The organism is Microcystis sp. M44BS1 (assembly GCF_020244875.1).
In the GTDB taxonomy this organism is placed as follows: domain Bacteria; phylum Cyanobacteriota; class Cyanobacteriia; order Cyanobacteriales; family Microcystaceae; genus Microcystis; species Microcystis panniformis.
The window spans coordinates 25,163-48,356 of record NZ_JADBVM010000131.1 but is presented as its reverse complement, the minus strand read 5'-3'; the positions used below and the strand labels follow the sequence as shown (position 1 = coordinate 48,356).

At 44.1% G+C, this 23,194-nt stretch carries 23 protein-coding genes and 1 tRNA gene; 10 read left to right on the top strand and 14 right to left on the bottom strand.

The features are described 5' to 3' along the window. Positions 1-331: 331 nt before the first annotated feature. Complete coding sequence (locus IM515_RS10705; RefSeq protein ID WP_287627194.1) at positions 332-1,804, bottom strand: leucyl aminopeptidase; 1,473 nt, start codon at positions 1,802-1,804, stop codon at positions 332-334. A 234-nt stretch (positions 1,805-2,038) separates the two neighbouring features. Here IM515_RS10705 and IM515_RS10700 point away from each other — a divergent pair, with 234 nt between their 5' ends. After that, positions 2,039-2,278: a hypothetical protein gene (locus IM515_RS10700; RefSeq protein WP_043995489.1), complete on the top strand. Its 240-nt coding sequence runs from the start codon at positions 2,039-2,041 to the stop codon at positions 2,276-2,278. 59 nt (positions 2,279-2,337) lie between these two features. Here IM515_RS10700 and IM515_RS10695 read toward each other — a convergent pair whose 3' ends face one another. The 3 genes from IM515_RS10695 to IM515_RS10685 all read right to left on the bottom strand — a co-directional run bounded on the left by IM515_RS10695 (position 2,338) and on the right by IM515_RS10685 (position 5,414). Then, positions 2,338-3,747, bottom strand: coding sequence for an NAD(P)(+) transhydrogenase (Re/Si-specific) subunit beta (locus IM515_RS10695; RefSeq protein WP_002766910.1), 1,410 nt, complete (start codon positions 3,745-3,747; stop codon positions 2,338-2,340). After that, complete coding sequence (locus IM515_RS10690; protein ID WP_002785583.1) at positions 3,744-4,040, bottom strand: NAD(P) transhydrogenase subunit alpha part 2; 297 nt, start codon at positions 4,038-4,040, stop codon at positions 3,744-3,746. The genes IM515_RS10695 and IM515_RS10690 overlap by 4 nt, the downstream gene beginning before the upstream one ends. Positions 4,041-4,265: 225 nt before the next feature. Next, the gene (locus tag IM515_RS10685) at positions 4,266-5,414 is read right to left on the bottom strand and encodes a Re/Si-specific NAD(P)(+) transhydrogenase subunit alpha (protein WP_002745773.1); all 1,149 of its coding nucleotides are present in this window, start codon (positions 5,412-5,414) and stop codon (positions 4,266-4,268) included. 513 nt (positions 5,415-5,927) lie between these two features. Between IM515_RS10685 and IM515_RS10680 the strand changes: the two genes are divergently transcribed. Together IM515_RS10680 and IM515_RS10675 are read left to right on the top strand one after the other, a co-directional pair. Further along, a complete protein-coding gene (locus IM515_RS10680; RefSeq protein WP_287627192.1) occupies positions 5,928-6,152 on the top strand; it encodes a hypothetical protein in 225 nt (74 codons plus the stop codon). A gap of 35 nt (positions 6,153-6,187) precedes the next feature. Beyond that, on the top strand, positions 6,188-6,427 hold the full coding sequence (locus tag IM515_RS10675) for a hypothetical protein (protein WP_002797307.1): 240 nt from the start codon (positions 6,188-6,190) through the stop codon (positions 6,425-6,427). Positions 6,428-6,444: 17 nt separating this feature from the next. Here IM515_RS10675 and IM515_RS10670 read toward each other — a convergent pair whose 3' ends face one another. From IM515_RS10670 to IM515_RS10655, 4 genes are all read right to left on the bottom strand, one after another. Further along, positions 6,445-6,678 carry a PspA/IM30 family protein gene (locus tag IM515_RS10670; protein ID WP_287627191.1) on the bottom strand — a complete coding sequence of 78 codons (234 nt, stop codon included), beginning with the start codon at positions 6,676-6,678 and terminating at the stop codon, positions 6,445-6,447. 381 nt (positions 6,679-7,059) lie between these two features. Next, positions 7,060-7,833: a PspA/IM30 family protein gene (locus tag IM515_RS10665; RefSeq protein WP_002766919.1), complete on the bottom strand. Its 774-nt coding sequence runs from the start codon at positions 7,831-7,833 to the stop codon at positions 7,060-7,062. A gap of 550 nt (positions 7,834-8,383) precedes the next feature. Next, positions 8,384-9,040 (bottom strand): PspA/IM30 family protein, encoded by a 657-nt coding sequence (locus tag IM515_RS10660; protein WP_002766930.1) that lies wholly within the window; start codon positions 9,038-9,040, stop codon positions 8,384-8,386. Positions 9,041-9,062: 22 nt separating this feature from the next. Further along, positions 9,063-9,959, bottom strand: coding sequence for a hypothetical protein (locus IM515_RS10655; RefSeq protein ID WP_287627190.1), 897 nt, complete (start codon positions 9,957-9,959; stop codon positions 9,063-9,065). Between the two features lie 79 nt (positions 9,960-10,038). On the opposite strand from IM515_RS10655, the gene IM515_RS10650 reads away from it, so the two are divergent. The 3 genes from IM515_RS10650 (at position 10,039) to IM515_RS10640 (ending at position 12,383) form a co-directional block, all read left to right on the top strand. Beyond that, positions 10,039-10,599, top strand: coding sequence for a DciA family protein (locus IM515_RS10650; RefSeq protein WP_002766932.1), 561 nt, complete (start codon positions 10,039-10,041; stop codon positions 10,597-10,599). 376 nt (positions 10,600-10,975) lie between these two features. Then, positions 10,976-11,251, top strand: coding sequence for a hypothetical protein (locus IM515_RS10645; RefSeq protein ID WP_002757677.1), 276 nt, complete (start codon positions 10,976-10,978; stop codon positions 11,249-11,251). Between the two features lie 133 nt (positions 11,252-11,384). Next, positions 11,385-12,383, top strand: coding sequence for a Gfo/Idh/MocA family protein (locus tag IM515_RS10640; protein WP_287627189.1), 999 nt, complete (start codon positions 11,385-11,387; stop codon positions 12,381-12,383). 6 nt (positions 12,384-12,389) lie between these two features. Here the strand turns inward: IM515_RS10640 and IM515_RS10635 are convergent, their stop codons facing one another. Together IM515_RS10635 and lgt are read right to left on the bottom strand one after the other, a co-directional pair. After that, on the bottom strand, positions 12,390-13,340 hold the full coding sequence (locus IM515_RS10635) for a branched-chain amino acid ABC transporter permease (protein WP_002757675.1): 951 nt from the start codon (positions 13,338-13,340) through the stop codon (positions 12,390-12,392). 12 nt (positions 13,341-13,352) lie between these two features. Beyond that, entirely contained in the window at positions 13,353-14,204 is an 852-nt protein-coding gene (gene lgt / locus IM515_RS10630) for a prolipoprotein diacylglyceryl transferase (RefSeq protein ID WP_287627188.1), read from the bottom strand. A gap of 73 nt (positions 14,205-14,277) precedes the next feature. Between lgt and IM515_RS10625 the strand changes: the two genes are divergently transcribed. Then, a tRNA-Leu gene (locus IM515_RS10625) sits at positions 14,278-14,358 on the top strand. 137 nt (positions 14,359-14,495) lie between these two features. Here IM515_RS10625 and IM515_RS10620 read toward each other — a convergent pair. The 3 genes from IM515_RS10620 to IM515_RS10610 form a co-directional block, all read right to left on the bottom strand. Continuing rightward, positions 14,496-15,128, bottom strand: coding sequence for a Uma2 family endonuclease (locus IM515_RS10620; protein ID WP_287627187.1), 633 nt, complete (start codon positions 15,126-15,128; stop codon positions 14,496-14,498). Between the two features lie 432 nt (positions 15,129-15,560). Then, the gene (locus tag IM515_RS10615; RefSeq protein ID WP_287627186.1) at positions 15,561-16,706 is read right to left on the bottom strand and encodes a glycosyltransferase; all 1,146 of its coding nucleotides are present in this window, start codon (positions 16,704-16,706) and stop codon (positions 15,561-15,563) included. A 271-nt stretch (positions 16,707-16,977) separates the two neighbouring features. Then, positions 16,978-17,994, bottom strand: a complete 1,017-nt coding sequence (locus tag IM515_RS10610; RefSeq protein ID WP_287627185.1) for an Npun_R2821/Npun_R2822 family protein — start codon at positions 17,992-17,994, stop codon at positions 16,978-16,980. 571 nt (positions 17,995-18,565) lie between these two features. Here IM515_RS10610 and IM515_RS10605 point away from each other — a divergent pair. Further along, the gene (locus tag IM515_RS10605) at positions 18,566-19,441 is read left to right on the top strand and encodes a glycosyltransferase (RefSeq protein ID WP_287695742.1); all 876 of its coding nucleotides are present in this window, start codon (positions 18,566-18,568) and stop codon (positions 19,439-19,441) included. Between the two features lie 9 nt (positions 19,442-19,450). Continuing rightward, entirely contained in the window at positions 19,451-20,644 is a 1,194-nt protein-coding gene (locus IM515_RS10600; protein ID WP_287627183.1) for a glycosyltransferase family 2 protein, read from the top strand. Positions 20,645-20,769: 125 nt separating this feature from the next. On the opposite strand, the gene IM515_RS10595 is transcribed toward IM515_RS10600, so the two are convergent. Beyond that, positions 20,770-21,726, bottom strand: a complete 957-nt coding sequence (locus IM515_RS10595) for a glycosyltransferase family 2 protein (protein WP_287627182.1) — start codon at positions 21,724-21,726, stop codon at positions 20,770-20,772. Between the two features lie 190 nt (positions 21,727-21,916). Between IM515_RS10595 and IM515_RS10590 the strand changes: the two genes are divergently transcribed. After that, on the top strand, positions 21,917-22,861 hold the full coding sequence (locus IM515_RS10590; protein ID WP_287627181.1) for a hypothetical protein: 945 nt from the start codon (positions 21,917-21,919) through the stop codon (positions 22,859-22,861). Positions 22,862-23,194: the final 333 nt, after the last annotated feature.

Here is a 23,194-nt window from a genome sequence, read left to right as displayed (position 1 = left end):
GTCAGTCTGTAGAGCGACCATAAGACCAGAACAGAGTAAATCTGTTAAGGCAGGTGCGGAACCCCGCAAGGGAAAGAAGCAGAAACCCAAATCGTGAGGTTTGGGAATCACCGTCCGTTTACGGCGGTGAGGATGTCAACAACAATCTCTCGAAAAAGGCGCAATCCCTTGGCTTTCAACTGGTTGAGGCTTCCTCAGCCTGAGTTAAGTTTCTCGAGAGTGAAGGGAATAGGGGTTAGGGTTTGGGCAGATTTTTCAGGAATCAGTAAACAGTAATCAGTAATCAGTGAAAATACTCCTCACCTAATACCGCTTACTGCTTACCGATAACTTAATTATTGGCTATTACCCAATTAACTAGAGTGCGGACGGGAAAACCGGTGGCCCCGGAATTATTAACGCCATTTTCCTTATCGGACCAGACGGGTCCTGCGATATCTAGGTGGAGCCAGGGAGTATTATTAATGAATTGCTTCAAAAATAAAGCGGCTGTAATGGAACCGCCTGGACGCGGGCCGGTGTTTTTCATATCGGCAATTTGAGACTTCATCCCCTCGAAATATTTTTCTTCTAGAGGCATTGGCCAGAATTTTTCGCCGGCCAATTTAGCGGCCTCTTGGATTTGAGCAGCGAGACTCTCATCGCTGCTCCATAAACCGGCGATATCTTCCCCCAAAGCGACGACACAGGCCCCGGTTAAAGTGGCTAGATCCACGATCGCATCCACCTCTAATTTTTCCGCAAAAACCAAGGCATCGGCCAGGGTTAATCGTCCCTCGGCATCGGTGTTATTAACTTCAATAGTTTTGCCGTTAGAAGCGGTTAAAATGTCCCCTGGGTGCATAGCGCGACCACTAATCATATTTTCTGTAGCCGGACAGATAAAGTGTACTTCCACTTCTGGCCGTAATTGCGCGATCGCCTTAGCTGCGCCTAGGGTGGCGGCACCACCTCCCATATCCATTTTCATGGTTTCGATGCCACTGCCGGCTCCTTTAATATTCAAACCGCCGGAATCAAAGGTTAAACTTTTACCGACGATTGCTAGTTTACGTTTCGGGGTTCCTTGGGGTTTATAGATTAAATGAAGGAATTTTGGGGGAATATCCGAGGCTTTGGCTACTCCTAAGAAGGCTCCCATGCCCAAGCTTTCGCATTCTTCCTGTTCCAGAATTTTGAGACTTAATCCGTATTCGGCGGCAATTTGCTCGGCGGTTTCTGCCATGGTTAGGGGGGTGACGGTGTTAGCGGGAGCATTGACTAATTCTCTGGCCAAAATCACTCCGGAACAGATTTGCTCGGCCTTGGCGATCGCTGATGTTTGCTCTCCTAAACCCAATAACTCGACGGTTTCTAATTTGGCTCCTTTTTCCTCTTTAGTGGATTTGAAGCGGGTATCCTGATGATTGGCCAGCAGCAGCCCTTCTGCGATTGCTCCAGCAGTAGCGGACTGATTGCCAACTACTGGTAAACTGATGGCCAGAGCTTGGCTTTTTTGTTGTTTGGCCAGACGAGCGATGGCAGCGGCCGCTAGACGCAGGGTTTGCAGGTCGAAATCGGCAGTTTTTCCCAATCCCACCAGGATTAATTTGCGAATCGGACCACCACCTAGACGAGTCGCCGCACTGCTGCCTAATTTTCCCTCGAATTCCGTCTCGGAGATGAGATCCTCTAGGTTTCCCCCTAGTTTATCGTTTAATTCTGCCAATTCTCCTGCAATCTCGATGGCTCCTTCTGGTAAACCTAGGGCTAAAGTATCTCCTGTCCAAGTAAGGAGCGAGGTGTCAGTCGATCGAATATCCATTCTTTATCTCGATAATTCTTTGCAAATTGCTTCTATTAATCACTATACTGTAAGCTCTATCAGTTATCATCGATCATCTATTGAGGTTTAGTGGCTCCCTGTCAAGAATCAAGGTCTAGCTCTTGCTAAAATCATTGTCCCTGATTGCTGATGCTGACTGGGGATAACTGCCATGGGTTCCACTACTTAGAAAAAATTACCAAGTTTGTGTTGATCACTCAAGGAGAAATTTTTATGGAAATATCTCGTCCTAATCAAGTAGAATTAACCGCAGAAGAACAACAGGAACTAGAAAAGTTGCGAGCTATTATCGAACAGGCTAGTGTTGATGGCGTGATCACTCAAGGGGAAAGGGAAAGAATCGCTCTAACTATGAGGTCTGATGGTAAAGTAACCCTGGAAGAATTACAGTTAGTCAGAACTTTAATTACCGAAAAAGTGAGCAAAGGGGAATTAGTTCTTGATTATCTTTAAACTCTGGAAAATCGGATAAAAAAAAGACGGGGTTTTCACCCCGTCTTTTTTGTTAAGAATTATGACAAATCCTTGACTTGTGATACTAATTGTGCTACCACATCTTGAGCGCTACCAAAGAGCATAAAGGTTTTAGGATTGTAGAATAATTCGTTTTCTACCCCGGCAAAACCCGATCGCATACTGCGCTTAATCACGATCGTGTGCTGTGCCTTATCCACGTCGAGAATCGGCATTCCATAAATCGGACTAGCTTTATCGTGACGGGCAGCGGGATTAACCACATCATTCGCCCCAATAATTAACGCCACATCGACGCGCTCAAACTCAGGATTAATATCATCCATATCGTAGAGCTGCGGATAGGGAACATTAGCTTCGGCCAATAATACATTCATGTGTCCTGGCATTCTTCCTGCCACGGGGTGAATAGCATATTTAACCTCAACGCCATTTTTTTCCAACTGTTCAGCCAATTCTCGCACTGCGTGTTGTGCTTGGGCCACTGCCATGCCGTAACCGGGTACAATCACCACAGAACGCGCATAACCGAGCATCATGGCCCCTTCCTCTGAATCGATCGCATGAACCGATTTATCAAGGCTAGAAGTGGCGCTCGCTTCACCTCCGGCACTAGCACCTGTACCAAATGCCCCAAATAGTACACTAGCCAGCGATCGATTCATGGCTTTACACATGATCTGAGTTAGGATAATCCCCGACGCACCCACCAAAGCACCGGCGATGATCAACATACTATTCATCAGGATAAAACCGACTACGCTGGCGGCAATTCCCGAAAAAGAGTTTAAGAGGGAGATAACCACGGGCATATCGCCGCCGCCGATGGGAAGCACGAATAAAGCCCCGAAAATTAGGGAAAGTCCCACCAAGGTCAGGAAAACATCGATCGAGGTGGGATCAAAAAAGAGATAGACACTACCCCCTAAAAAGGTGAGTAGCAAGAGAATGTTAAAGGGTTGCTGGAAAGGAAAAGTTACGGGTGCGCCACTGATTAATTCCTGTAATTTGGCAAAAGCGAGGACACTACCGGTAAAAGTGACACCGCCGATCAATATACCCAAAATAGCGATCAGTATCGAGTCAAAGGCAATATTTTCACCACTTTGCAGTAAACGCCAGTATTCGCCCATGGCAATTAAAGCACTGGCAGCACCGCCTAAACCGTTAAAAATCGCCACCATTTGGGGCATAGCTGTCATCGGGACTTTTTGCGCCGAAACTAAGCCGATAATTGAGCCAATCACCAACGCTACGGCGATTAAACCATAGCTGAGGATTTCTTGATTGATTAAGGTGGCAATAACGGCGATTAGCATCCCAATGGCAGCCAGAAAATTGCCTTGACGGGCAGTAGCGGGGGAAGATAATTGTTTAAGACCGATGATAAATAAAATGGCGGCGAGTAGATAGGATAACTCGATCCCTGTGATCAGGGCATTATTCATGATTTAGCCTCTTTTTTCTTGAACATTTGCAGCATTCGATCGGTAACGACAAAACCACCGACCACGTTAACCATCGCCAAAATAACGGCAATTAACCCTAAAATTACGGTTAATTGGTGCCAATCCGTGCCTCCGGCGATGAGGAGCGCACCAACAACGGCGATACCTGAAATTGCATTCGCTCCCGACATCAGGGGTGTATGGAGAGTGGGAGGAACTTTATTGATCACCTCGAAACCGACAAAGGAAGCGAGGACAAATACCACTAAAGCGGTTAAAAGTTGGGCAGTCATTGGTTAAAGAAATAGGGGATAGGGTTTGGGGATAGGGAAGTGGGGGATTGGGGAAGTGGGGGATTGGGGAAGTGGGGGATTGGGGAAGTGGGGAAGTGGGGAAGTGGGGGATTGGGGAAGTGGGGGATTGGGGAAATGGGAAGTGGGAAGGATAAATAAAAATAATCTCCTGCCTCCTGCCTCCTGACGACCGACTCCTGACGACCGACTCCTGAATCCTGATAGCTAAAAAGCGGATAACTGTTCACTGAGGGCGGATTTAATGCGTTGGTTGCGGATTTCGCCAGCGTGGGTAACACAGGCACTATCAATGATGTCATCGGCAAAATCGAGGTTTAAACTGCCCTCTTTGCTGACTAGAAGCTGTAGCAGCATTTGCAGGTTTTTGGCATACATCTGGCTGGCATTGGTGGCCACTGTGGCAGGAAGATTAACGGCTCCGACGATTTTAACCCCATTTTCGATGATTTCTCGTCCCGGTTGGGTGTAGGCGCAATTTCCCCCCTGTTCCGCCGCTAAATCAACGATTACCGACCCCGCTTTCATGGTGGCGATCATTTCTTTGGTGACTAGCAGCGGGGCTTGTTTCCCCGGTACTTGGGCGGTGGTGATCACCACATCAGCCCGCTTAATTGGTTCGGCTAGGGCTTGACAAATGCGCTCCTGTGTGCTAAGAGAAACCTCTTTGGCGTAACCGTTATCGGCGACGGTATCTTCTTCTAGGGGCATTTCAATAAATTTCGCCCCGACACTCTGCACTTCTTCTTTGACTTGGGGACGAATATCAAAAGCCTCCACCACTGCCCCCAAACGGCGGGCGGTGGCGCAAGCTTGCAATCCAGCCACTCCTGCCCCCAATACCAGCACTTTGGCTGGGGCGATCGTACCGGCGGCGGTAGTCATCATCGGGAACATTTTCGGCAGCTGCACGGCGGCGAGGAGTACCGCTTTGTAACCGGCGAGGTTAGCCTGAGAGGAGAGGGCATCCATACTCTGGGCGCGACTACTGCGGGGAATTAATTCCATGCTCAAAGCGGTGATCCCGCGATCGGCTAATTTGGCAATGCGCCGGGGTTGACGCAGGGGATCGAGAAAGCCGATGAGGATACCGCCACCTTTCAGGCGATCGATCTCGCTATCGCTAGGAGGGACGACTTTGAGAATAATATCGGCAGTTTCATAGATATATTCGCTGTTTTCGCTCAGGGCGGCTCCCACGGCACTATAGGCACTATCGGCAAAGTTGGCACTAATTCCCGCCCCATTTTCGACAATTACCTCAAATCCCGCCTTGACTAAACGGGCGACGGTATCCGGCACTAGCGCCACCCGCGCCTCGCCTTGGTCACTTTCTTTGATTACGCCGATTTTCATGGCTGGGTTTCTCCTTAATAAGTCCTTCTCTTGTCTTATGCTATTAGGGTAAGGGTTTCGTTAAATGCGATCGATCCCCTGGGATAATTTCGAGTCAAAATTGCTTTTCACTTCCATCCTAGCTATCCTCACCTTTCTGGCTCTTTTTCGGGGTGAATCTTAGGATTATCTTCAGAATTAAAGGGTTTTGAGCGGCATTGCTTGGGATTTTTTTTTATAATTATGAGGTACAAAGCTTTCGTTCTGGGAAACGCCGAAACGGTTAACATTAGACGATATTCTGTCCTAGATACCAGATTAGGCTATACTTCATATTGATGAGAAGGGCTGTAATACGTCTCGACAATCTCAAAGTTTTACAGTTCTTTTAACTTCGATCGCAATTCCTCTAATTCTGCATCTACTGCTGAATCCCTGACGGTGGGTGGATGGGCAGTGTTACCCAGTAACATTTGTGCTTTTAGCCGTACCAACGCAGCTAACCACTCTTTCAGATCGGAATTAGCCAGAGCGATGGCTCTACCGACTCAGGCATTGGGAACCTGTTTTCGCAGGTATTCTTGCCCAAAACGCAAGAATATTGGCAAAATTGCTAAATTTTTGAATATTAGCCTCGCAGAATTAACCGCCCAATTAGAAGATGTAGAATCGGTTTTAGAATTAGAGAAGGCAAAAGCAGCGGATATTATTCCGAGTCGCCGCTCAATTGCCCGATCCAGAAAAGATTGCTCTGATTAAATTTTTAGTCAATACTTTAGAATTTGCCTAAAACTATGAACGACAACGAAAAACGAAAAATTGACAGCATTATCGTCCGAATTGCCTTGATTTTGGGACTGGGATTTTTAGCCGTAGAAGCAGGTCGAAATGTTATCAGCATTTCTTCTCAAAATAGCTTTCCAGAATTAGAGCAACACGTAAGAGAAGCGGAAAGAAGAGGAGAAAAAGTAAGGAGAGCCATTGAAGAAGCCAACAAACACCGACTTTCTGACCCAGATCAACCAAACCCTTAAACGAGTGAAAATTCAGGTTAGGGGCGATCAATGACATTGATCGCCACTTTACCCGCAAAAGATGGGGGATGTTTTTTCTTTATATTAGCTTCTTGTGCCAAAGACTCATCACCTTTATCTAGAGCGAGTTTAACTCTTTCTTCCCATTTTAAAACCTCAGCTTGTGCTTGGTTGTACTGTTGTTCGGCTCTTTTTTGTAAGGTAATTACTTCGATAATTGAGGAACGTAAATTAGATAAATCATCCCGCATAATAGTGATGGTTAATTATGACTAGCAATTAAGAAGATGTTAAGTATTTAAATTGCTTGTTGAGATGATGCAGGAGGCAACACCCCCCAACCCCCCCTTGCCCTAGAGTTGATTCATAGTAGGGTTAATTCATAGTAGGGTTAATTCATAGTAGGGTTAATTCATGGTAGGGTTAATTCATGGTAGGGTTAATTCATGGTAGGGTTAATTCATAGTAGGGTTGATTCATGAATCAACCCTACCCTTGCCCCCCGACGTCGGAGGAGAGAACTAATCTAGGGATAGGCGGTTAAAATGCGTCTTAGCTTATTCCCTATCTCAACGACAAAATTAATAAATAGAGACGTACCATAGATAATACGTCTCGACGCTCTCAAGGTTTTACATTTCTTTTAACTTTGATCGCAATTCCTCTAATTCCGCATCCACTGCCGAATCCCTGACGGTGGTTGCTTGGGGTAAAGTGGGTTGACTAGAAGCTGTACCGGGTAATGCCCCGCCAGACATTTGTGCTTTTAGCAGTGCTAATTCATCATCCACATCGCTACCGGATTCTAGTCTAGCGAATTCCTGTTCGATGCCGACACCACTGATTTCACCGATCGCTTGACCACGGGCTTCTGACTCGATAACTTTTGCTTCCATGCGCTCAAAAGCGGACATGGAACTACTGGTATCGATACTGCCGAGGGTTTTTTGGAGTTCTTCGTTAGCTTTTGCGGCTCTGGAGCGAGCTACTAACATATTTTTCTTGGTTTTTGCCTCAGAAATCTTACTTTCGAGCGCAATCAAGTTTTTTCTCAGACTTTCTACCTGTACCGTTTGCTGATCCAGTTGATTTTTGAGAATGGCGGCGGTTTCCGTGAAATCTTTCTTGCGTTTAAGAGCTTCCCGAGCGAGAGTTTCATCCCCTTTAGAAAGGGCTAATTTGGCTCTTTGTTCCCATTTATTGGCTTCTGACTGGTCTTTGCTGTATTTTTGTTCCGTTTGTCGTTGTTCAGCGATCGCTCTAGCGACCGCTTGACGTACCTGTACTAGATCCTCTTGCATATCACTGACAGCTTGTTCCAGCATTTTTTCTGGATCTTCAGCCTTGCTCACCATATCATTGAGGTTAGCTCGGACAACTCGGCTAAGGCGATCGAATAAACCCATGACGCTCTTGTTCCTCTCGGTGTGTACTAAATCAGTTAACTGTTCTTAAAATTTCCTATCTTGCCTAACGGCTCATTATCCAATTTGACACTCTCCGCCCTAAAAGTGCGGAGATTCTTGGGCTGAATCCGGCCTCTACTAACTAAGTTAGCTTTGGACTTACAGTTTCATATCTAGTCCGACTACACCTATAAGGCAAGCACTCTTAAAGACTACTCCCCAAGCGTAAATTTCTGTGTGTCCCACAGTATTTAATTGTTTTGGGTTCTGACAGTTTGGACTTAATTAAACACCATTGACTGTTAGAAATTTTGAGATCACGGAGTAGGACGTTTAACCTGTTTGCTCACGTTCTCACGGTCGGAACCACTTGTGGGTATTTTAGCACAAGGCCATCCTAAAAGGACGGGGTTTTCAACCCAAATTTCTGATCAACTACAGAAGCAATCAGCAGTCAGTATTCATCAGTCAGATGTGAGTTTACTGATTACTGATTACTGATTACTGATTACTGTTCACTGAAAATACACCCCACACCCTACACCCCACATCACTCATCCAAGTTTTCTTGTTTTAACTTGAGTAATTCCGCTTCAATTTGTTTTTGTCCCTCCAAATCTTGGAATTGTCGCTCTAAGGGGTCTTTATACTGGATTAAATCGGCTTGGGATTCGGCTTCTAGGACTTTTGCTTCTAATTTCTCGAAAATAGTCCCCATCTGACTGCTGTTCAAACTGCCCATAATTTCTTGGGCTTTTTGGCTGGCGCTCGCTGATCGCAATCTGGCCAGATAAAGGCTTTTCTGTGCTTTCATCTCAGCATATTTGCGTTCAATTGTCAAGAGTTCTTTCTTTAATTTTTGTATAATAGCCGTCTGTTGTTGCAGGGAGGTTTGTAGGGGGGCGATCTGACTTTGATAGGTTTGCCATTGAGTCAAAGCTTGGCGGGCGAGTTGCTCGTTACCGTGATGTAGGGCTAATTGGGCGCGTTCGTGCCAAGTTTGAGCCGCTTTTTCCTGTTGTTGTCGTTGGCGCTCGGTGCGTTTCTGGGTAGCGACGGCTGCCGCCAGGGCTTGTCGCATTTGGATCAATTCCCCTTCCATCTCCAAGATCGCCTTTTCCAGCAGTTTTTCTGGATCTTGATTTTCCTGAATCAGACTATTGACTTGGGCGCGAATTGCTTGGCCCATGCGCTCAAACAAACCCATTACCGTCCTCCCGATACCAACCCTAATAGTTTACCGAAGTGCCGCTCCTATCAATAATGATAGAACTAGGGACGGGGGACTGGGAGGGATCGGCTGTTTCTGGGGGTGCCGGACTACTGGGAGAGGGAGAAGGGGATACTTGTAATTCTGGCGGTAACTGTTTCATTAACTCCGTGGCATCCTGTCGGTTTTGATTAGCCAGACGACGGGCTTTTTCCCGTTGAAAAAAGGGTAAATTAGCGGGTGATTCTTCTCTTTGACGCAATTCCTCTAACATTCGTTCGTTAATGACCGCGGTCGAGGGGGCGGGGTTGACTTGGGGCGGTGGTGGCGGTGGTGCCGAAACTAGGGAAGATACTGGCGGGTTGCTGGGGTCCGGGGGGGCGACGGGTAAAGATTGCTTGATCTTACTGACGGGTAATTGATGGGCGGGTATGAGGGACGGTGGCGGATTGGGCGGTAAGAGGGCATTAGTCGGATTGATAGCGGTGGGGGGACTCTGAACCACTGGTGGGGCGGGAATCTTAGCGATCGGGCTAGTTTTAACGGGAGGAGCGGGAATATTAGCGATCGCACTGGTTTGAGGAGTTTTCTCTACCGGACGAGCGATCGCTATCAATCGATCGAGGTGGCGGGAGTTATTTTGGCGCTGCTCGAGGGGGGAATTCTCAGCTTTCCTCGGGGTGGGGGTGGTGTTGGTTAACCATTGATTGAGACTGAGGAGAATATTAGCAATTAAAAAGATCACCATTGCCTGGATACCCCAAGGAGTAAAAAAGACATTTTTAGCTGGGGGATAGACTTTAATGATAGAAGCTTCTAGGTATTCTGGTTCCTGAGCGGGATCAATGGCTGAACTGGGTTGATGGACGATCGAGAGAGGCAAATCTTGGGAGGATGGGGATCGATCGGATTTCATGACGGTATTATAAGGTTATGCTGAAAAGTTAGCAGGTTTTTTCGTCCTAGTCTAACGTGGTATTCTCTAGATTTTCCCTATGTCTTTACATTCTCTTGCCAAAATTTTGGCGGCTATTACTCAACAGGAGGGTTGGGAAGAATATCGCCACTATGATCAAGTGCTGCAATTATGGCCAAAAATTATTAATCCCCGTCTGCTGGAGCAAACCCGGCCTTTTTCCCTCAATCGCGGGGTTTTATCGGTGGCTACCAGTAGCGCCACTTTAGCACAGGAATTGTCTTTACAACGCTATAGCTTATTAAAACGGCTTAATAGTCAGTTAGAGACTCCCCTGAGCGATATCCGCTTTTCTGCTGCCCGTTGGCAGCAAGAGAGTCAGTTAATTCCCCCAGAAGCGATCGCACCTAAATCCCTGAGAGATCATCCTAGTTATGTTATCCCAGAAAAACCGCAGGAAAATCCCCAGCAACCAGACAGTTTAGAGAGTTGGAGCCAGAAAATAGTTCACAGAACCCGATCTTGGCCGATTTGTCCTCGTTGTCAGTCTCCCAGTCCCTCCGGAGAGCTTGAGCGTTGGCAATGTTGTGCTTTTTGTTTTGCCCAGTCGGGCGGGGTAAAAGATGCAATTTTTTTATAGTCTTGTGGAAAGAGTGGTTTTGAGTCAGGAATCAATTGGCCGATCTTTTCTGTCTTAATTGAACCTGTATTCATCAATTCTATTCAGCTAAGGCTTGATCCCCGCTTTGTTATCGCCGATACTAGAGCCGATAACCTCGGCCACAACTGAGTTTAACTCCTCAGTTTTGAGACAATGCTGCTTTTTGCAAAGTAACTATTAAAAGATTCTAAAAATAAAATTTTTTTTGGGGATCACTAAAAACTATATGGCATATCAGTTCTAGCTGTGGTAGTCGGGAAAATACCCTTGGCACGGGGTAGGACAATATTACACAGAGCAAAAAGAGAGTCATCCCTTGAGTTCCCTATAATGATCTTCCTTTTAAAGCCAACCCATGCAAGCCGCAAACTTTCTTACTTCTTCCTGTCGATACTGCCGATACTATCAAACCCAAGGTCGGCGCGGTGGCACTTGTCAACAACTAGATGTTCCCGTCGAAGCTCATTGGAAAGCCTGCGCTCTAGCGATGCCTCCTTTTAGTGCTGAATGGCAACAACTCAATCGGGTGGTTAGTTTAGAACAGTCTCTAGAATTAACCTGTGCAGTGTCGCCAACTCCCGTGGTGGTTTCCCCTCGTCGTCATGCTCCCCGACAACCGATCGCGGTTTAGAAGATCTGGGGCCTAAACAGGAGCAAAAAATTGGCGTTGCCCATTTAAAATATGAATTCACCCCTCCACATCTTTTAGGGCGCTATTTTTGAGATAATAGATGAGTTGATTGCCAAGATAAAGCGTCGCCAGAATGCCCCTGATGACTTCTCATCGTCCCCTAAAAATTGGTATAGTTGGCACAGGGTTCGCCGCTCAACGTCGCGCTGAAAGCTTGCAAGCGGATGATCGCGCGCAGCTTCTGCATTTTAGCGGTAATAGTCCCGAATCGATCGCTAATTTCTCGCAAAAATACCAAATTTCTGCCCTAGATTCGGCAGTAAGCCTGGCCAGCCATCCCGATCTCGATCTGATTGTCATTGCCAACGTTAATCAGGCCCATGCCTCGATCGCCCGTACTGCCTTAAAATCCGGTAAGCACGTTATCGTCGAGTATCCTCTGGCTTTTCACCCGACAGAGGCAGCAGAATTAATCACCCTAGCCGAAACCGAGAAGAAATTACTGCACGTCGAACATATTGAACTTTTGGGGGGACTGCATCAAACCCAACAGCAGTATTTAGCCAGCCTCGGCAATATCCACCTAGCCCGTTATACCACGATCGCCCCCGGCAGACCAGCACCCCGGCGCTGGACATTTCATCGGGATTTATTCGGGTTTCCTTTGATTGCGGCCCTTTCTCGTATCCATCGCTTTACTAATTTATTTGGGGAAGTGGAGTCCGTATCCTGTCATTGTCGTTATTGGAATGCTCCGGAATCTGATTATTTTCTGGCCTGTTTGTGTGAGGCGCAGTTATTATTTAAAAATGGCTTAATTGCTGAAGTTACCTACGGTAAAGGGGAAGTTTTTTGGCAAAATGAGCGAACTTTCACTATTCATGGCGAGGGGGGCAGCTTAATGTTTGAAGGGGAAACAGGGCAGTTAATTAATAGTGAAGGTAGCCAAGCTTTAGAAGTGGAAACCCGTCGCGGTCTTTTTGCTAAAGATACCGCCATGGTGTTAGATTATCTGTTCGATCGGGTTCCTCTTTATGTTACTCCCCAAGCCAGTCTTTATGCCCTAGAAGTGGCCTATGCTGCCTATCAATCTTCTTTGTCGGGAAAAACAGTTTTTCTCGGGGCTAATTAAACCGAATTAGACTTTTTGAATTAACTTTCTGCCTAGTAAACCTTGGGGACGAACTAACAACATAATAAAGAGAATAGCAAAAGCGATCGCTTCTCGATAACCAGAATATTCTGCGGGAACAAAAGCTTCGGCAATACCCAATAATAAACCACCGATTACCGCTCCGGGGATACTTCCCAATCCCCCTAAAACAATCACTCCTAAACCTTTTAATCCGAAAGCAATACCGAAATAGGGGCCAGCGATACTAACACTAGAACCGACTAAAGTTCCTGCTAAACCGGCCAAGGCACCACTAATAAAAAAGGTAATCACGATAAATTTTTCGGGATTGATCCCCAACAAACTGGCAGTGGTGACATCTTCAGCTACCGCTTGTAGAGCTTTGCCCATTTTGGTAAAATTAACCCAATAAGTTAGTAAAGCTACCATAACTGCTGAAACCAGAAAAATAATAATCTGAATTGTGCGAATTGCCACGGGGCGATCGGCTGTACCAAAATTAATTGCTGGGGGAAGATTGCCATAAATACCATCGGGAAAAGTATAAATTTCTGCTCCGAATAAGTATTGAATAACATTGACAATCACCACGGCTGCTCCTAGGCTAGAAACCAAAGTTAAGAGAGAATCGGAACCCCGTACCCGGAGAGGTTTAAAGGCTAATCTTTCCAGAAGAACCGAGGTGAAACCTGAAAGGATACAGCCTAGCAAAAGTGCTAAAAAAAAGGGCAAGGAAAAGGGTAATTTGGCATTAGCTAATAAACCATTAAACCCGAAAACTCCCCCCGCTAGAGCATAGGTAAAATAGGCACCGAGGGTAAAAATTGCGCCATGGGCAAAATTGATAATCCCTAAAATGGAAAAAATCAAAGTGTAACCGAGGGCAAAAATAGCATAGACACTACCGATCGATAAACCGTTTAAAACCTGTTGAAAAATCGTTACTAGATCCATTGTCAGGGTTAGCTAGGGTAACTTTTGATTATAACTGACGGTCGCCACCACATCTGGTAAAGGACGCTGCAGTTTATATAACCAGAATAAACCGAAAATACCAACAGCGATCGCCGCCAAACTAATTATTTGTGCCATTTTCAGAGGCCCAAACATTAAACTATCGGTGCGTAGTCCCTCGATCCAGAATCTACCTAGACTGTAGGAGATAAAATAGACTAGGGTAAGGGTGCCAATTTTTAATTTACTAGGGTGTTTTAAACCCCAGAAAAATAGATAGATAAGTAGGGCAAAAACTGCCAGATTCCAGAGAGATTCGTAGAGAAAAGTGGGGTGAAAATAATCGACGGTGATATATTTTAAAGGACGACTAGCGGGAGGAATAAACAACTTCCAAGGTAAATTAGTCGGACTGCCAAAAGCTTCCGAATTAAAAAAGTTACCCCAACGTCCAATCGCTTGACCGAGAATAACTGAAGGTGCGACTAGATCGAGTAATTGCCAAAGAGAAACCCGATTAATGCGGGCAAAAATTAGGGCTGCCAGCAAACCCCCGATAATTGCCCCGTGAATAGCGATACCTCCCTTCCAAATGGCGATAATATCAGCAGGATTTTGCGCGTATTCTTGCCACTGAAAGAGAACATAGTACAGACGGGCTGCAGGTATGGCCCCCACTACTAACCAAATGGCCAAATCAGCGATTAAATCGGGATTGATCGCTCTTTTTTGAGCTAGGTACTGGGAGAGGGTGACACCCAATAATACCGCCATAGCGATGAGAAATCCATACCAGCGCACCGAAATCGGTCCGATCTCCCAGAGGATGGGGCCAGGAGACTGAAAGACAAAACCTAAGAGCATAAAATTATTAAGAATAAAAAATTTTATCTTTCCTATAGTATCTTATGCTATGATCAGGTACAGTGCTATATTTGCGGATGTGGCGGAATTGGTAGACGCGCTAGATTTAGGTTCTAGTGTCTTTGATGTGTGGGTTCGAGTCCCTCCATCCGCATTAACCTTCGGGTCGATGAAGTGTAACCTAATTTGGTGTTGACGACCGACGACCCCAAAGGAAAACTTGTTAATTTCCATTTTTGAGACTCTGGTTCAGAAGATTGGTGTGAGATTTAACGTCCAACAATCTTCCTTTTATTTTTTCAACTGACTTCTTACCCAATTCCGAAACGCTTTTACTAACTCTAGGTAATCTGTCTGGCCAGCTTGTTGTAAAAATATAGCAATTTCTAAGATGGGTAAATTAGGAAAAAACTGACTGGTTGGGGAGGTGATATAAGTGCCATTTTGTAATTGTTGGATAACCAGAGATTCCCCATTATAAACCCAAACCTCTGCCACGCCTAGATCTGCATAAACCTGAAGGCGATTTTGAGAACTGCTGGTGACATCAATTTCTATGACTAAATCCGGTGCAGGGTCTTCATTTAAGTCCAGTCGCTTTTTCCCCCGAACCGCCTCAATATTATCAATGTAAAAGCATTCATCCGGTTCTGCACCACTTAATTTAGGGCGTTTAAAGGTGGTAGAACCAAGGGGATAAATCGGGACTACTGATTCTTCCGCTAGGGTTTCGACAAAGCGACCGATGAGGGTTTTACTAAATTCGTGTCCGGTCGAAGGGGCCATGATTTCTAAATTGCCACGATTGTAGGTCAGCCGCAGACGGCGATCGCTCATTTCGGCGAGCAGCGTTTCGTAGGTTTTCCAGCTAATCCCGGACAGGTGAATTATTTCAGCCGGTGGTGCGAGCAGTGTTACAGTCATAGATTCAAGCAAAAAGGCTCTTCTAGGTTCTGTGTGATAAGTTTAACTTACATAGGATTGATCGATCTTTGTGTCCTTTGTGTCCTTTGTGTCTCTGTGGTTCGTCCCACTCCCTCGCCCGCAAGACTGTATCTTAGAATACATTTTACCCACCAAACCGGGGAGAGCCGCAAAAATCCCCTGTTTCCATTTTAGAATAGTGATCAATATAGCGCGCCTCTCGTTTTGGCCGATCACTTATGGAGTAAAACTCATCTTAAAATAGAGGAAGAAAAACTACGGGTCTCAACTTAGTTGGGGTTTAAAGTTTAAGGTTTTATAGTTTTTGACAGCTATAAGCATTAATACTTGTGCAACAAGTATTAATGCTCCCCGCCTGTGGACTTGGGATGATGTAGTCACATAGTATGTGCAAGCGTTAGAATCTCTTGCCTAGGTTTCGGAAACGTTGTCAGAGAAATAATTATCCACAAATTGACTGATTTCCCTTTGAAATTTCTCTGATGAAAAAAGAGACTTTTGATGGGAGAGGGACATTAAAAGCTCTTCCTGTTTCTTTTCATTACTAATTACTGCAATAATCTTTTCTACTGCTTCTTCCATAGTGTTAAATTGCAATTCTGTATTGTGCTTACCGACGATTTCGGTTTGACCTCCTATTTTCTGTACAAAGGGAATGATATCTGCTCTCACCATTTCGGCTACGGAGATACCAAACTGGTCTTTCTTGGGATGGATACCATACCTACATTTGTACAGTATATTACAATAATTTGCATAGGGAAGATCCTTATACAGTTGAATCCAGTCGGAATTTTCAGCTACCAATTGTTCAATATAGTGTTGATACTTTTTATTAAAAGCTCCCCCAGCACCCCCAGTTATATGGAGTTTGATGGAAAATCCTCTCTCCCGCACTGCTTTTAAGACTTTAATGCCGAAATCTGGACTTTTATCTACTGTTAACCTACCGCTAATTACAAAAGCATTCTCTTTTTGCTCCCGAGCAATATCCTTAACAGGAATGACCACTGGAGGATAGATAACGGTACTATCAAGACCGTAAACTTCTTTGACTGCTTTGGCTACATCAAAAGAGTTAGAAATAGATAGATTCTTTTTGAGGTTATCTACAGAAAAATTGGAGATATTTAGGTAGGGCATATTCTGGTGTATTTTACCACCTTCAAGGACTTTAACCCAATGGATATATTGGATTCCTGGTACGCCTAGATCGGCCGCATTACAAGCTGATAGCACCAAGGAATAATTTTTGGCTCTTTCTTTTAAATAACGCAGGCTTAAATGAATGGATATCTGCCGAAAATGAGGATTATTACTGATGAGAAACTCTGAGATGCCTTGCCAACTTTTTGGTAATACAGAAACAACTTTAACTTCTTTGGGACTGAGGGATGTTTCATACAACTTATTTAGCTTTTCCCAGTCTGGATAGTAAAAGGTGAAAAGAGTTAAGTCATATTTTTCTTTTAAAGCTTCTAGTATCCAGAGAGCCACAGCTTCAGCACCTCCTCCCATAAAATAGGGCATATAGACTCCAATAGTTTTTTTCAGCATTTTTTAACCACCAATATACGAAATACTTGTTTTAACAATTGCTTGGCTCTCTTGTTTATCCTCTACTCGACAAAATAGCTTCTGTCCCTACCTTCCCGGTTTTCGTCCTGATTTAGGAGCATTCATGGTTGCGGCTAATAGGTATCATATAGAACGATTTGCCAGCAGAACCCAAGAGAACCATTGGTATTTAGGATACCACGAAATTAGAGAGCCAGTTAAGTAGATTTAGCTGGTACGGCATTACCTGAATGAGTTAACGACTTAATTATTATCCAGAAAAAACTCTACTGACTATTTTCTTTAATTTTTCCTTCATTCTTTTCCCTAAACTTTTAGGTTGATTGTACCACACAGGACTGGATTTAAATTGAGGATAATTTTCAGGTTCGTAGAGATAGCGATAATATAAAAATAAACTGCGATAGGGAAAATCTATATTTTCTCCCTGGCAACATCTAGTAAATAAACTGCTGGAAATCCCAATATAATGAAGATAAATTAACCTATATCCTTTGTCATACAGTAAATTATCTTTTTCGACAAATTTGGGATCTGTAACGCAGTTACCTACTCTCTTTTCTGGAGGAGTATTTAAAGCATAATTGTATATAGAAGTACCTGTTCTCATCATCATATAGTTGAGAAGGGTCTGATCTGGGGCCATGGGATAGATAACCTCTGACTCTCCTGAACGCAATTGTTCCAGAATCCAATTTCTCTTTTCTTCCTCAAATAAGTTTTTTTTAGAAGCATAGATTCCTGAACAGAAAATCTCTTTTTTGATCCGTTCTTCGGAGAATATTTTCAGTAACTTTGGCGAACTAACTTCATAGACGTGGGAGGGATCTTTATACTGATAATCGTAGACAACACAATCATAATCGTCTAGCTTTTCCCAGAAATAGTCTATGGGAGACAAAAGTAAGGTATCCGCGTCCATATAGACAAATCGGTCAAAGGGGCCGTCAAAGGCACAGTAGCGACGATGGGTACCAAAACGATGATAGCCATTGCTTCCCGCTTGCTGCCACCTGATGCGGGCTGTAGGATGGGAATCCCAGGCTGCCTTGGCAAAATTATCCCACCTCTCCATCGACTCCCGCTGGCGATACAGTTCAACTTGGGGGCGTTGAGCGATTAACTTGGCAATTTCCTCGGTTTGGTCATCGTAGGGGTAGACACAAACTGGTAAGTCTTTTCCCCCATTCGCCTCAATGCTATTCAGCAAAGCCACTAGCTGATCGTAAACCCGATCGTTAGCCAAAGTACAGATTCCGTTGCTCATAAGTTTCTACTGCTCGCATCTAAAAATATTTATATCACAGTTAACCGATTTAGAGACCGGCTCCGGCAAGACCTAGCAACGAATTAGGTTGAGATATTGCCTGTTCTTAGAGTCCTCGTGGCTTGAACTGTCCTTTAGTCACATCTTTCTTAACATTTCAAACCTTTGTAGCATAAGGCTTTCAAGACTCGGTTAACAATTTGCAATATTCCTGGTTGACACCCTTACTGACAAAGAAAAAACTGAAATCAAGTCAGGATAAGGGTTGGAGTGCTTACTGAAAAAATTGTTAAGAAAGATACTTATAAGGGATAGGCTTGAAAGGAGGGAACAGGGGACGAACAAAATACTAACTTTACCCTTGGCAGTGAAATCGTTGTATCTTGACGGACTTGTAGCCTTGGCCACAATTTACTTGACCGTAAGCGTTGAGGATTTTCCTTTCCCCTGACATTGACAAGAAAGGTTTCCCTGAGTAGAATAGCGGAAACTCGTTGATAAATCTTAACCCATGAAGACGCTTGGACAAGTAGGTATATATTGTTTAGCTAATGATCAGGTTTTGGAATGGATGATTCCTTTCTTAGAAAGTCTCAGGACTTATGAGCCTGAATGCCCTCTATATATTATACCTTTTAATGATAATATATCCCAACTCAGTAAAATTTCTCAGAAATACAATTTCAATTTTTATCGCGATATAAACTTGGAGCTATTAGATGGAGTGGGAGCAAAAGTAAGGGGTATCGACGATATACATAATCACAGATTTCGTATTTTTTCCATCTTCTGGGGACCCCTAGAGCATTTTATCTTTCTAGATTCTGACATTATTGTTCTAGATAGCTTACAAGAGCTGTTCCGAACCTATAGCAACTCTGAATTAGAATTTATGTACTACTATGGGGGTATATTCGATCAGGTCTATAAAGAGGGGGAGTTTAGAGATAAAATGATCCGAGAGTATAGGGCAAATGGTTTCAACGCAGGCTCTTTTATCTCTTCCCGGGGGGCTTTTAGCCTAGATGATATTCAAGAGTTGGCTGAACAAGCAGCCACAATCAGACAGCATTTTGCCGACCATTGTATTGTCCAGCCCTTTGTCAACTACTGTGTGGATATTAAGGGGCTGAAAACCCAAGCCATTACTGAGGCTATCCCAGATCTGGGCTCCGAGTGGGCAAAATTCAAGATAGAGTTTGCCGATAATACTCACAAGGTAAATGGGAAAAGAATACTATATACCCACTGGGCAGGCTTTGGTCACGGGCCAAATATGCCCAATCGCGATCTGTTTCTTAAGTACAGGCTGAAGAATTTATCTTGGCCCTGGCGCTGGCAATATGTGATCCGCGATCACCTGACAACAACTTTCCGCACTTGGAAAAGTAAGCTAAGCAAAAAACTCAAAGGTTTATTAGGCAAACCCGATATTAAACCCCTATAAGTGCCAGATATGCTAGAGAACGATTCCCTGTTTGAGCTTGGCAAAGTTTCCGTATTAATTCCCTGTTATCAGCATGGACACCTACTTGCTCAAGCAGTGGAATCTGTTTTGAGACAATCTTATCAAAACCATGAGATAATTATTATCAATGATGGCTCCACCGATAACACCCATCAGGTAGTCCAAGAATATACCCAGAAATATCCCCAGCGGATTAAGTATTTATATCAAGAACAACAGGGGCAAGTAGCGGCCAGGAAAAACGGCAGCGCTTTGATCAGGGGCGAATTTCTAATCACTTTAGATGCCGATGATCTGCTCGCCCCGTCAATGATGGCCAAGTGTGTAGAAAGCTTAAGCAAAAACCCTGAAGCAGCCGCTGTGGCCTCTAACGTTTGGATGGTGGCAGAAGATGGCCAGACTATATTAGGCCACCTCGACCAAAGTGAAGTTCCTAGCTGGCCCAATATTCTGGAACACAATACTTGGGGGGGGATTGCAGGTATCATGATCCGCTCGCAGTCTCTGCAAAAAGTAGGCTGGTTCAATTTCGATGGTACTGCGGGGGGTGAAGACTGGGATATCTGGATTCGCTTCGCCAGATCCCGTCAGAAATTGCTGCATATTCCTGATTTTTTAGCTCAATACCGTCAGAATTGTAGCTCTCATAGTCGGCAAGGACTCAGGGTCTTAAAAGGGATATTACAGGTTTTGGATTGCTTAACCAGGGAAGATCCGCGCCTGATTCAGCTAGAAAACGTCCATCCCCCCATTGATATTTCTTACTACAATCAGATCCGTAATCGAGCAGTCTTTTTTTACTATGGTGTCGCTTTAGCGGCGGCAGAAAGTAAGGAGACTCTCCAAGATATCTTGCAATACTTTGTGCCATCTGATTTAGATTTAGCAACCCTAGCAACTGCCTATATTAAGGGGATCATTTTCGTCAGTCGAGTCCAGGGAAACACTAACATTTTTTCTCCAGATTTTCAAGATGATGCCACAGGAAATATGCTAAGTTACCTAAAAGATAAAATCTCTGAAGATCAAGCTAAGTTGTTGAGGATTAAGATAGAAGAAAATTTCATCACCCGATCTCAAATATCTACCAAAAATTTTAATCTATTCAAGAGTAAAATTAAAACTATCCTGATTAAAATTAAACAAAAGTTATCACATCTAGCAACCCTAAATAAGACTTAAACAATTCCTGTGCCGCTACCTATATAGAACGTTTCCTGTCAATGAGCTACAGGGTCTTAAGTTTGAGTCGGTCGGCAGGAGGGGATATAAGAACTTTAGTTCAGGCGAGGAAAAACCCCTATACATCAAATATTTTCTGACTTAATACCCACGGCTTGTAAATCTCTATTGTAGTCCGTCTTTAATCCTCCCCCTAAAAACAGCCTAACTTTCTCAGAAATCCTCGTCCACTTTACCGCTAAAGTAACCAAGGCCACCTTGATCCGATCGCTTTGGTTGGGAATTCTGGCATCTTTGTAGATAGCCAGAAGATCGTTCAGGTTAGGCCAATCTCGCCAAATATCACGGATTAAGCCCCGGAAACGGTTTAAATTAGACCGATGGGGGTAACTGATTAAATTGATCTGATGCAATCCCCCCATGACCCTTATGGTTCTAGACCTTAAGGAAGGCCAAGTTTTGCGAGCAGGATGTTTGACTAGGGCTTTTGGCGCATAAACTACTTGATAACCTGCTCTACTGACTCGCCGTCCCCATTCTAAATCTCCCCCCGAGGGAAGAGAGAGATTGAAAAATCCTACGGTTTCAAAAATCTGTTTAAAAGTAAAAATATTAGCAGTTGCGCCAAATTTCATCTTCGTAACTAATTCTTCTTGGGGTAAAGCTGTGATCATCTCAAAAAGCTCAACCGCATTGGCCTTGCCTTCGATTTCGGGAAAAACCTCAATATGACCTGCAACCAAACCACAATTAGGAGTATTGACCAACTCCTCTACCCCCTCTCTCAGCCAGTGGGCATCGGGAAGGCAGTCAGCATCAGTAAAAGCAATGATTTCACCCCGGCACTCCCTAATCCCCGTGTTACGGGCAGCAAATTGCGTGGGGATGGTTTCTACCAGATAAGAGGATCGAGGAAATCGAGCCACGCAATCTTTAATGCTATCATCGGGCCCGTTATCGACAACAACGATCTCCCAATCGTCCGTAGGATATATTTGCCGCTCAAGAGCTTCTAGGCAAGTTTTCAGGTGCTCTACATCATTAAAAACAGGAATAATAATCGAGACAAAGGGGAAAGTCATAAAATACTTAGATATAAATCGTCCGAGTTGGGCATCTTCTAAAAAATTACCTCACAAACCCCAGTCTTGTCAACTAACTCTATAAGACTAGGAACTGGGGTGGGGTTTAAACTGCCAAAAGGGGTAAAAAAAGCTGTGAAGATGTTATAATAAGCCCCGTCCCATATCTAAATGGTTAGAGGCAAGATTAATGGCATCTCCCACTTGTTCGCTTTGGTTTTTTGTAGCGCGGACCGACTTACCATTTATGATGCTTACTATCCCCCATATAGTTAAGATGTGTAATTTTCCCTTTCAAGAAAAAGTGTTAGCCATAGACACGGCTGCTTTAAGTGGGGAAAAAGTTGATCGTCCTGGTATTGGTACGATGGAAGATTTACGCCAATGTGCGCAAACTTTGCTGCACAAGGGGGTGGTTGACCGGATTGTAGATTTTAATTACGATGCCAAGTATCAAGAACGATTATATCTAAAACATTTCGGCAGTGCCATAAAACCTACTCATAACTATAAAGGCTATCCGATCCTTGGCTCGATTTTTAAGATAGAAGAATGTCAGAGTGACTATCTGGTTCATTTTGATAGCGATATGATGATGTACCAAGAGCCAGGCTACAGATGGATTGCTGAAGGAATTGATCTGATGGAAGCAAATCCTCGGATTATGTTTGTCCGTCCTATGACAGGACCGCCCACCTCTGATGGTAAGTTTTGTGAATCAGATATGGGCAAACTAAATCCTCAAGGTTTTTATGAATTTAAACATTTTGGAAGTCGCCTATATTTGCTCAAATGTAACCGGTTTGATGAGTTATTACCCCTGCCTATCATCTGGTATAATAAATATCGGCAGCAGTTTGTAAACAATTGGCCAGAAGGTATGAAAACAGCCCTAAATATCTGGACTGGAAAGGGAAAATTAGATTCCTGGGAAATTATGATTTCTGAGAAGCTCAAACAGACGGATTATCTGAGGATTAACCTCACCAACCCTAGGGCTTGGAGTCTACACCCGAAAGAGAGAAGCCCTGCTTTCATCGCAGCTTTACCATCAATTATTGCTAGGATAGAAAGGGGTGATTTTCCAGCCAAACAAGCAGGATTTTATGATTTAATTTTTGACCTGTGGGTTTAGCTCTGAATCATGCCAAGGCTATCAGAACAGTACATTGCTTAGATATAGCAGTTTTCCCTTGAAGGTTTTCGATTAAATGATACCAGTCCAAAATTTCAATCCTTTCCTGTTTCTCTCCGATCTGACGAAATAAATTCGGCTCTTCAGTTTGTGTTATGCAATGGACGGGGTTTATAAGGGATGGAACTCTTATATAGAAAGGCATTTAGCGATTTTTGTCAATTGTTTTTGAGCTAGAGCGAACTAATCAATTAAGTCTCTTGCCAGATAAGGATTTAGTCGATTTGTGCCACCCGATCGAACCATACCAAGTAACGAAGAATCATCTTTCTA

Bases quoted from the DNA above. Each gene is read 5' to 3' on its own strand.
- IM515_RS10635 (WP_002757675.1), bottom strand. From the start codon at position 13,340: ATGGATCTAGTAACGATTTTTCAACAGGTTTTAAACGGTTTATCGATC.
- IM515_RS10695 (WP_002766910.1), bottom strand. From the start codon at position 3,747: ATGAATAATGCCCTGATCACAGGGATCGAGTTATCCTATCTACTCGCC.
- IM515_RS10605 (WP_287695742.1), top strand. From the start codon at position 18,566: ATGATTCCTTTCTTAGAAAGTCTCAGGACTTATGAGCCTGAATGCCCT.
- IM515_RS10650 (WP_002766932.1), top strand. From the start codon at position 10,039: ATGTCTTTACATTCTCTTGCCAAAATTTTGGCGGCTATTACTCAACAG.
- lgt (WP_287627188.1), bottom strand. From the start codon at position 14,204: ATGCTCTTAGGTTTTGTCTTTCAGTCTCCTGGCCCCATCCTCTGGGAG.
- IM515_RS10610 (WP_287627185.1), bottom strand. From the start codon at position 17,994: ATGAGCAACGGAATCTGTACTTTGGCTAACGATCGGGTTTACGATCAG.
- IM515_RS10640 (WP_287627189.1), top strand. From the start codon at position 11,385: ATGCCCCTGATGACTTCTCATCGTCCCCTAAAAATTGGTATAGTTGGC.
- IM515_RS10675 (WP_002797307.1), top strand. From the start codon at position 6,188: ATGAACGACAACGAAAAACGAAAAATTGACAGCATTATCGTCCGAATT.
- IM515_RS10665 (WP_002766919.1), bottom strand. From the start codon at position 7,833: ATGGGTTTATTCGATCGCCTTAGCCGAGTTGTCCGAGCTAACCTCAAT.
- IM515_RS10705 (WP_287627194.1), bottom strand. From the start codon at position 1,804: ATGGATATTCGATCGACTGACACCTCGCTCCTTACTTGGACAGGAGAT.
- IM515_RS10685 (WP_002745773.1), bottom strand. From the start codon at position 5,414: ATGAAAATCGGCGTAATCAAAGAAAGTGACCAAGGCGAGGCGCGGGTG.
- IM515_RS10700 (WP_043995489.1), top strand. From the start codon at position 2,039: ATGGAAATATCTCGTCCTAATCAAGTAGAATTAACCGCAGAAGAACAA.
- IM515_RS10615 (WP_287627186.1), bottom strand. From the start codon at position 16,706: ATGCTGAAAAAAACTATTGGAGTCTATATGCCCTATTTTATGGGAGGA.
- IM515_RS10660 (WP_002766930.1), bottom strand. From the start codon at position 9,040: ATGGGTTTGTTTGAGCGCATGGGCCAAGCAATTCGCGCCCAAGTCAAT.
- IM515_RS10670 (WP_287627191.1), bottom strand. From the start codon at position 6,678: ATGCGGGATGATTTATCTAATTTACGTTCCTCAATTATCGAAGTAATT.
- IM515_RS10645 (WP_002757677.1), top strand. From the start codon at position 10,976: ATGCAAGCCGCAAACTTTCTTACTTCTTCCTGTCGATACTGCCGATAC.
- IM515_RS10600 (WP_287627183.1), top strand. From the start codon at position 19,451: ATGCTAGAGAACGATTCCCTGTTTGAGCTTGGCAAAGTTTCCGTATTA.
- IM515_RS10690 (WP_002785583.1), bottom strand. From the start codon at position 4,040: ATGACTGCCCAACTTTTAACCGCTTTAGTGGTATTTGTCCTCGCTTCC.
- IM515_RS10655 (WP_287627190.1), bottom strand. From the start codon at position 9,959: ATGAAATCCGATCGATCCCCATCCTCCCAAGATTTGCCTCTCTCGATC.
- IM515_RS10590 (WP_287627181.1), top strand. From the start codon at position 21,917: ATGGCATCTCCCACTTGTTCGCTTTGGTTTTTTGTAGCGCGGACCGAC.
- IM515_RS10595 (WP_287627182.1), bottom strand. From the start codon at position 21,726: ATGACTTTCCCCTTTGTCTCGATTATTATTCCTGTTTTTAATGATGTA.
- IM515_RS10680 (WP_287627192.1), top strand. From the start codon at position 5,928: ATGGCTCTACCGACTCAGGCATTGGGAACCTGTTTTCGCAGGTATTCT.
- IM515_RS10620 (WP_287627187.1), bottom strand. From the start codon at position 15,128: ATGACTGTAACACTGCTCGCACCACCGGCTGAAATAATTCACCTGTCC.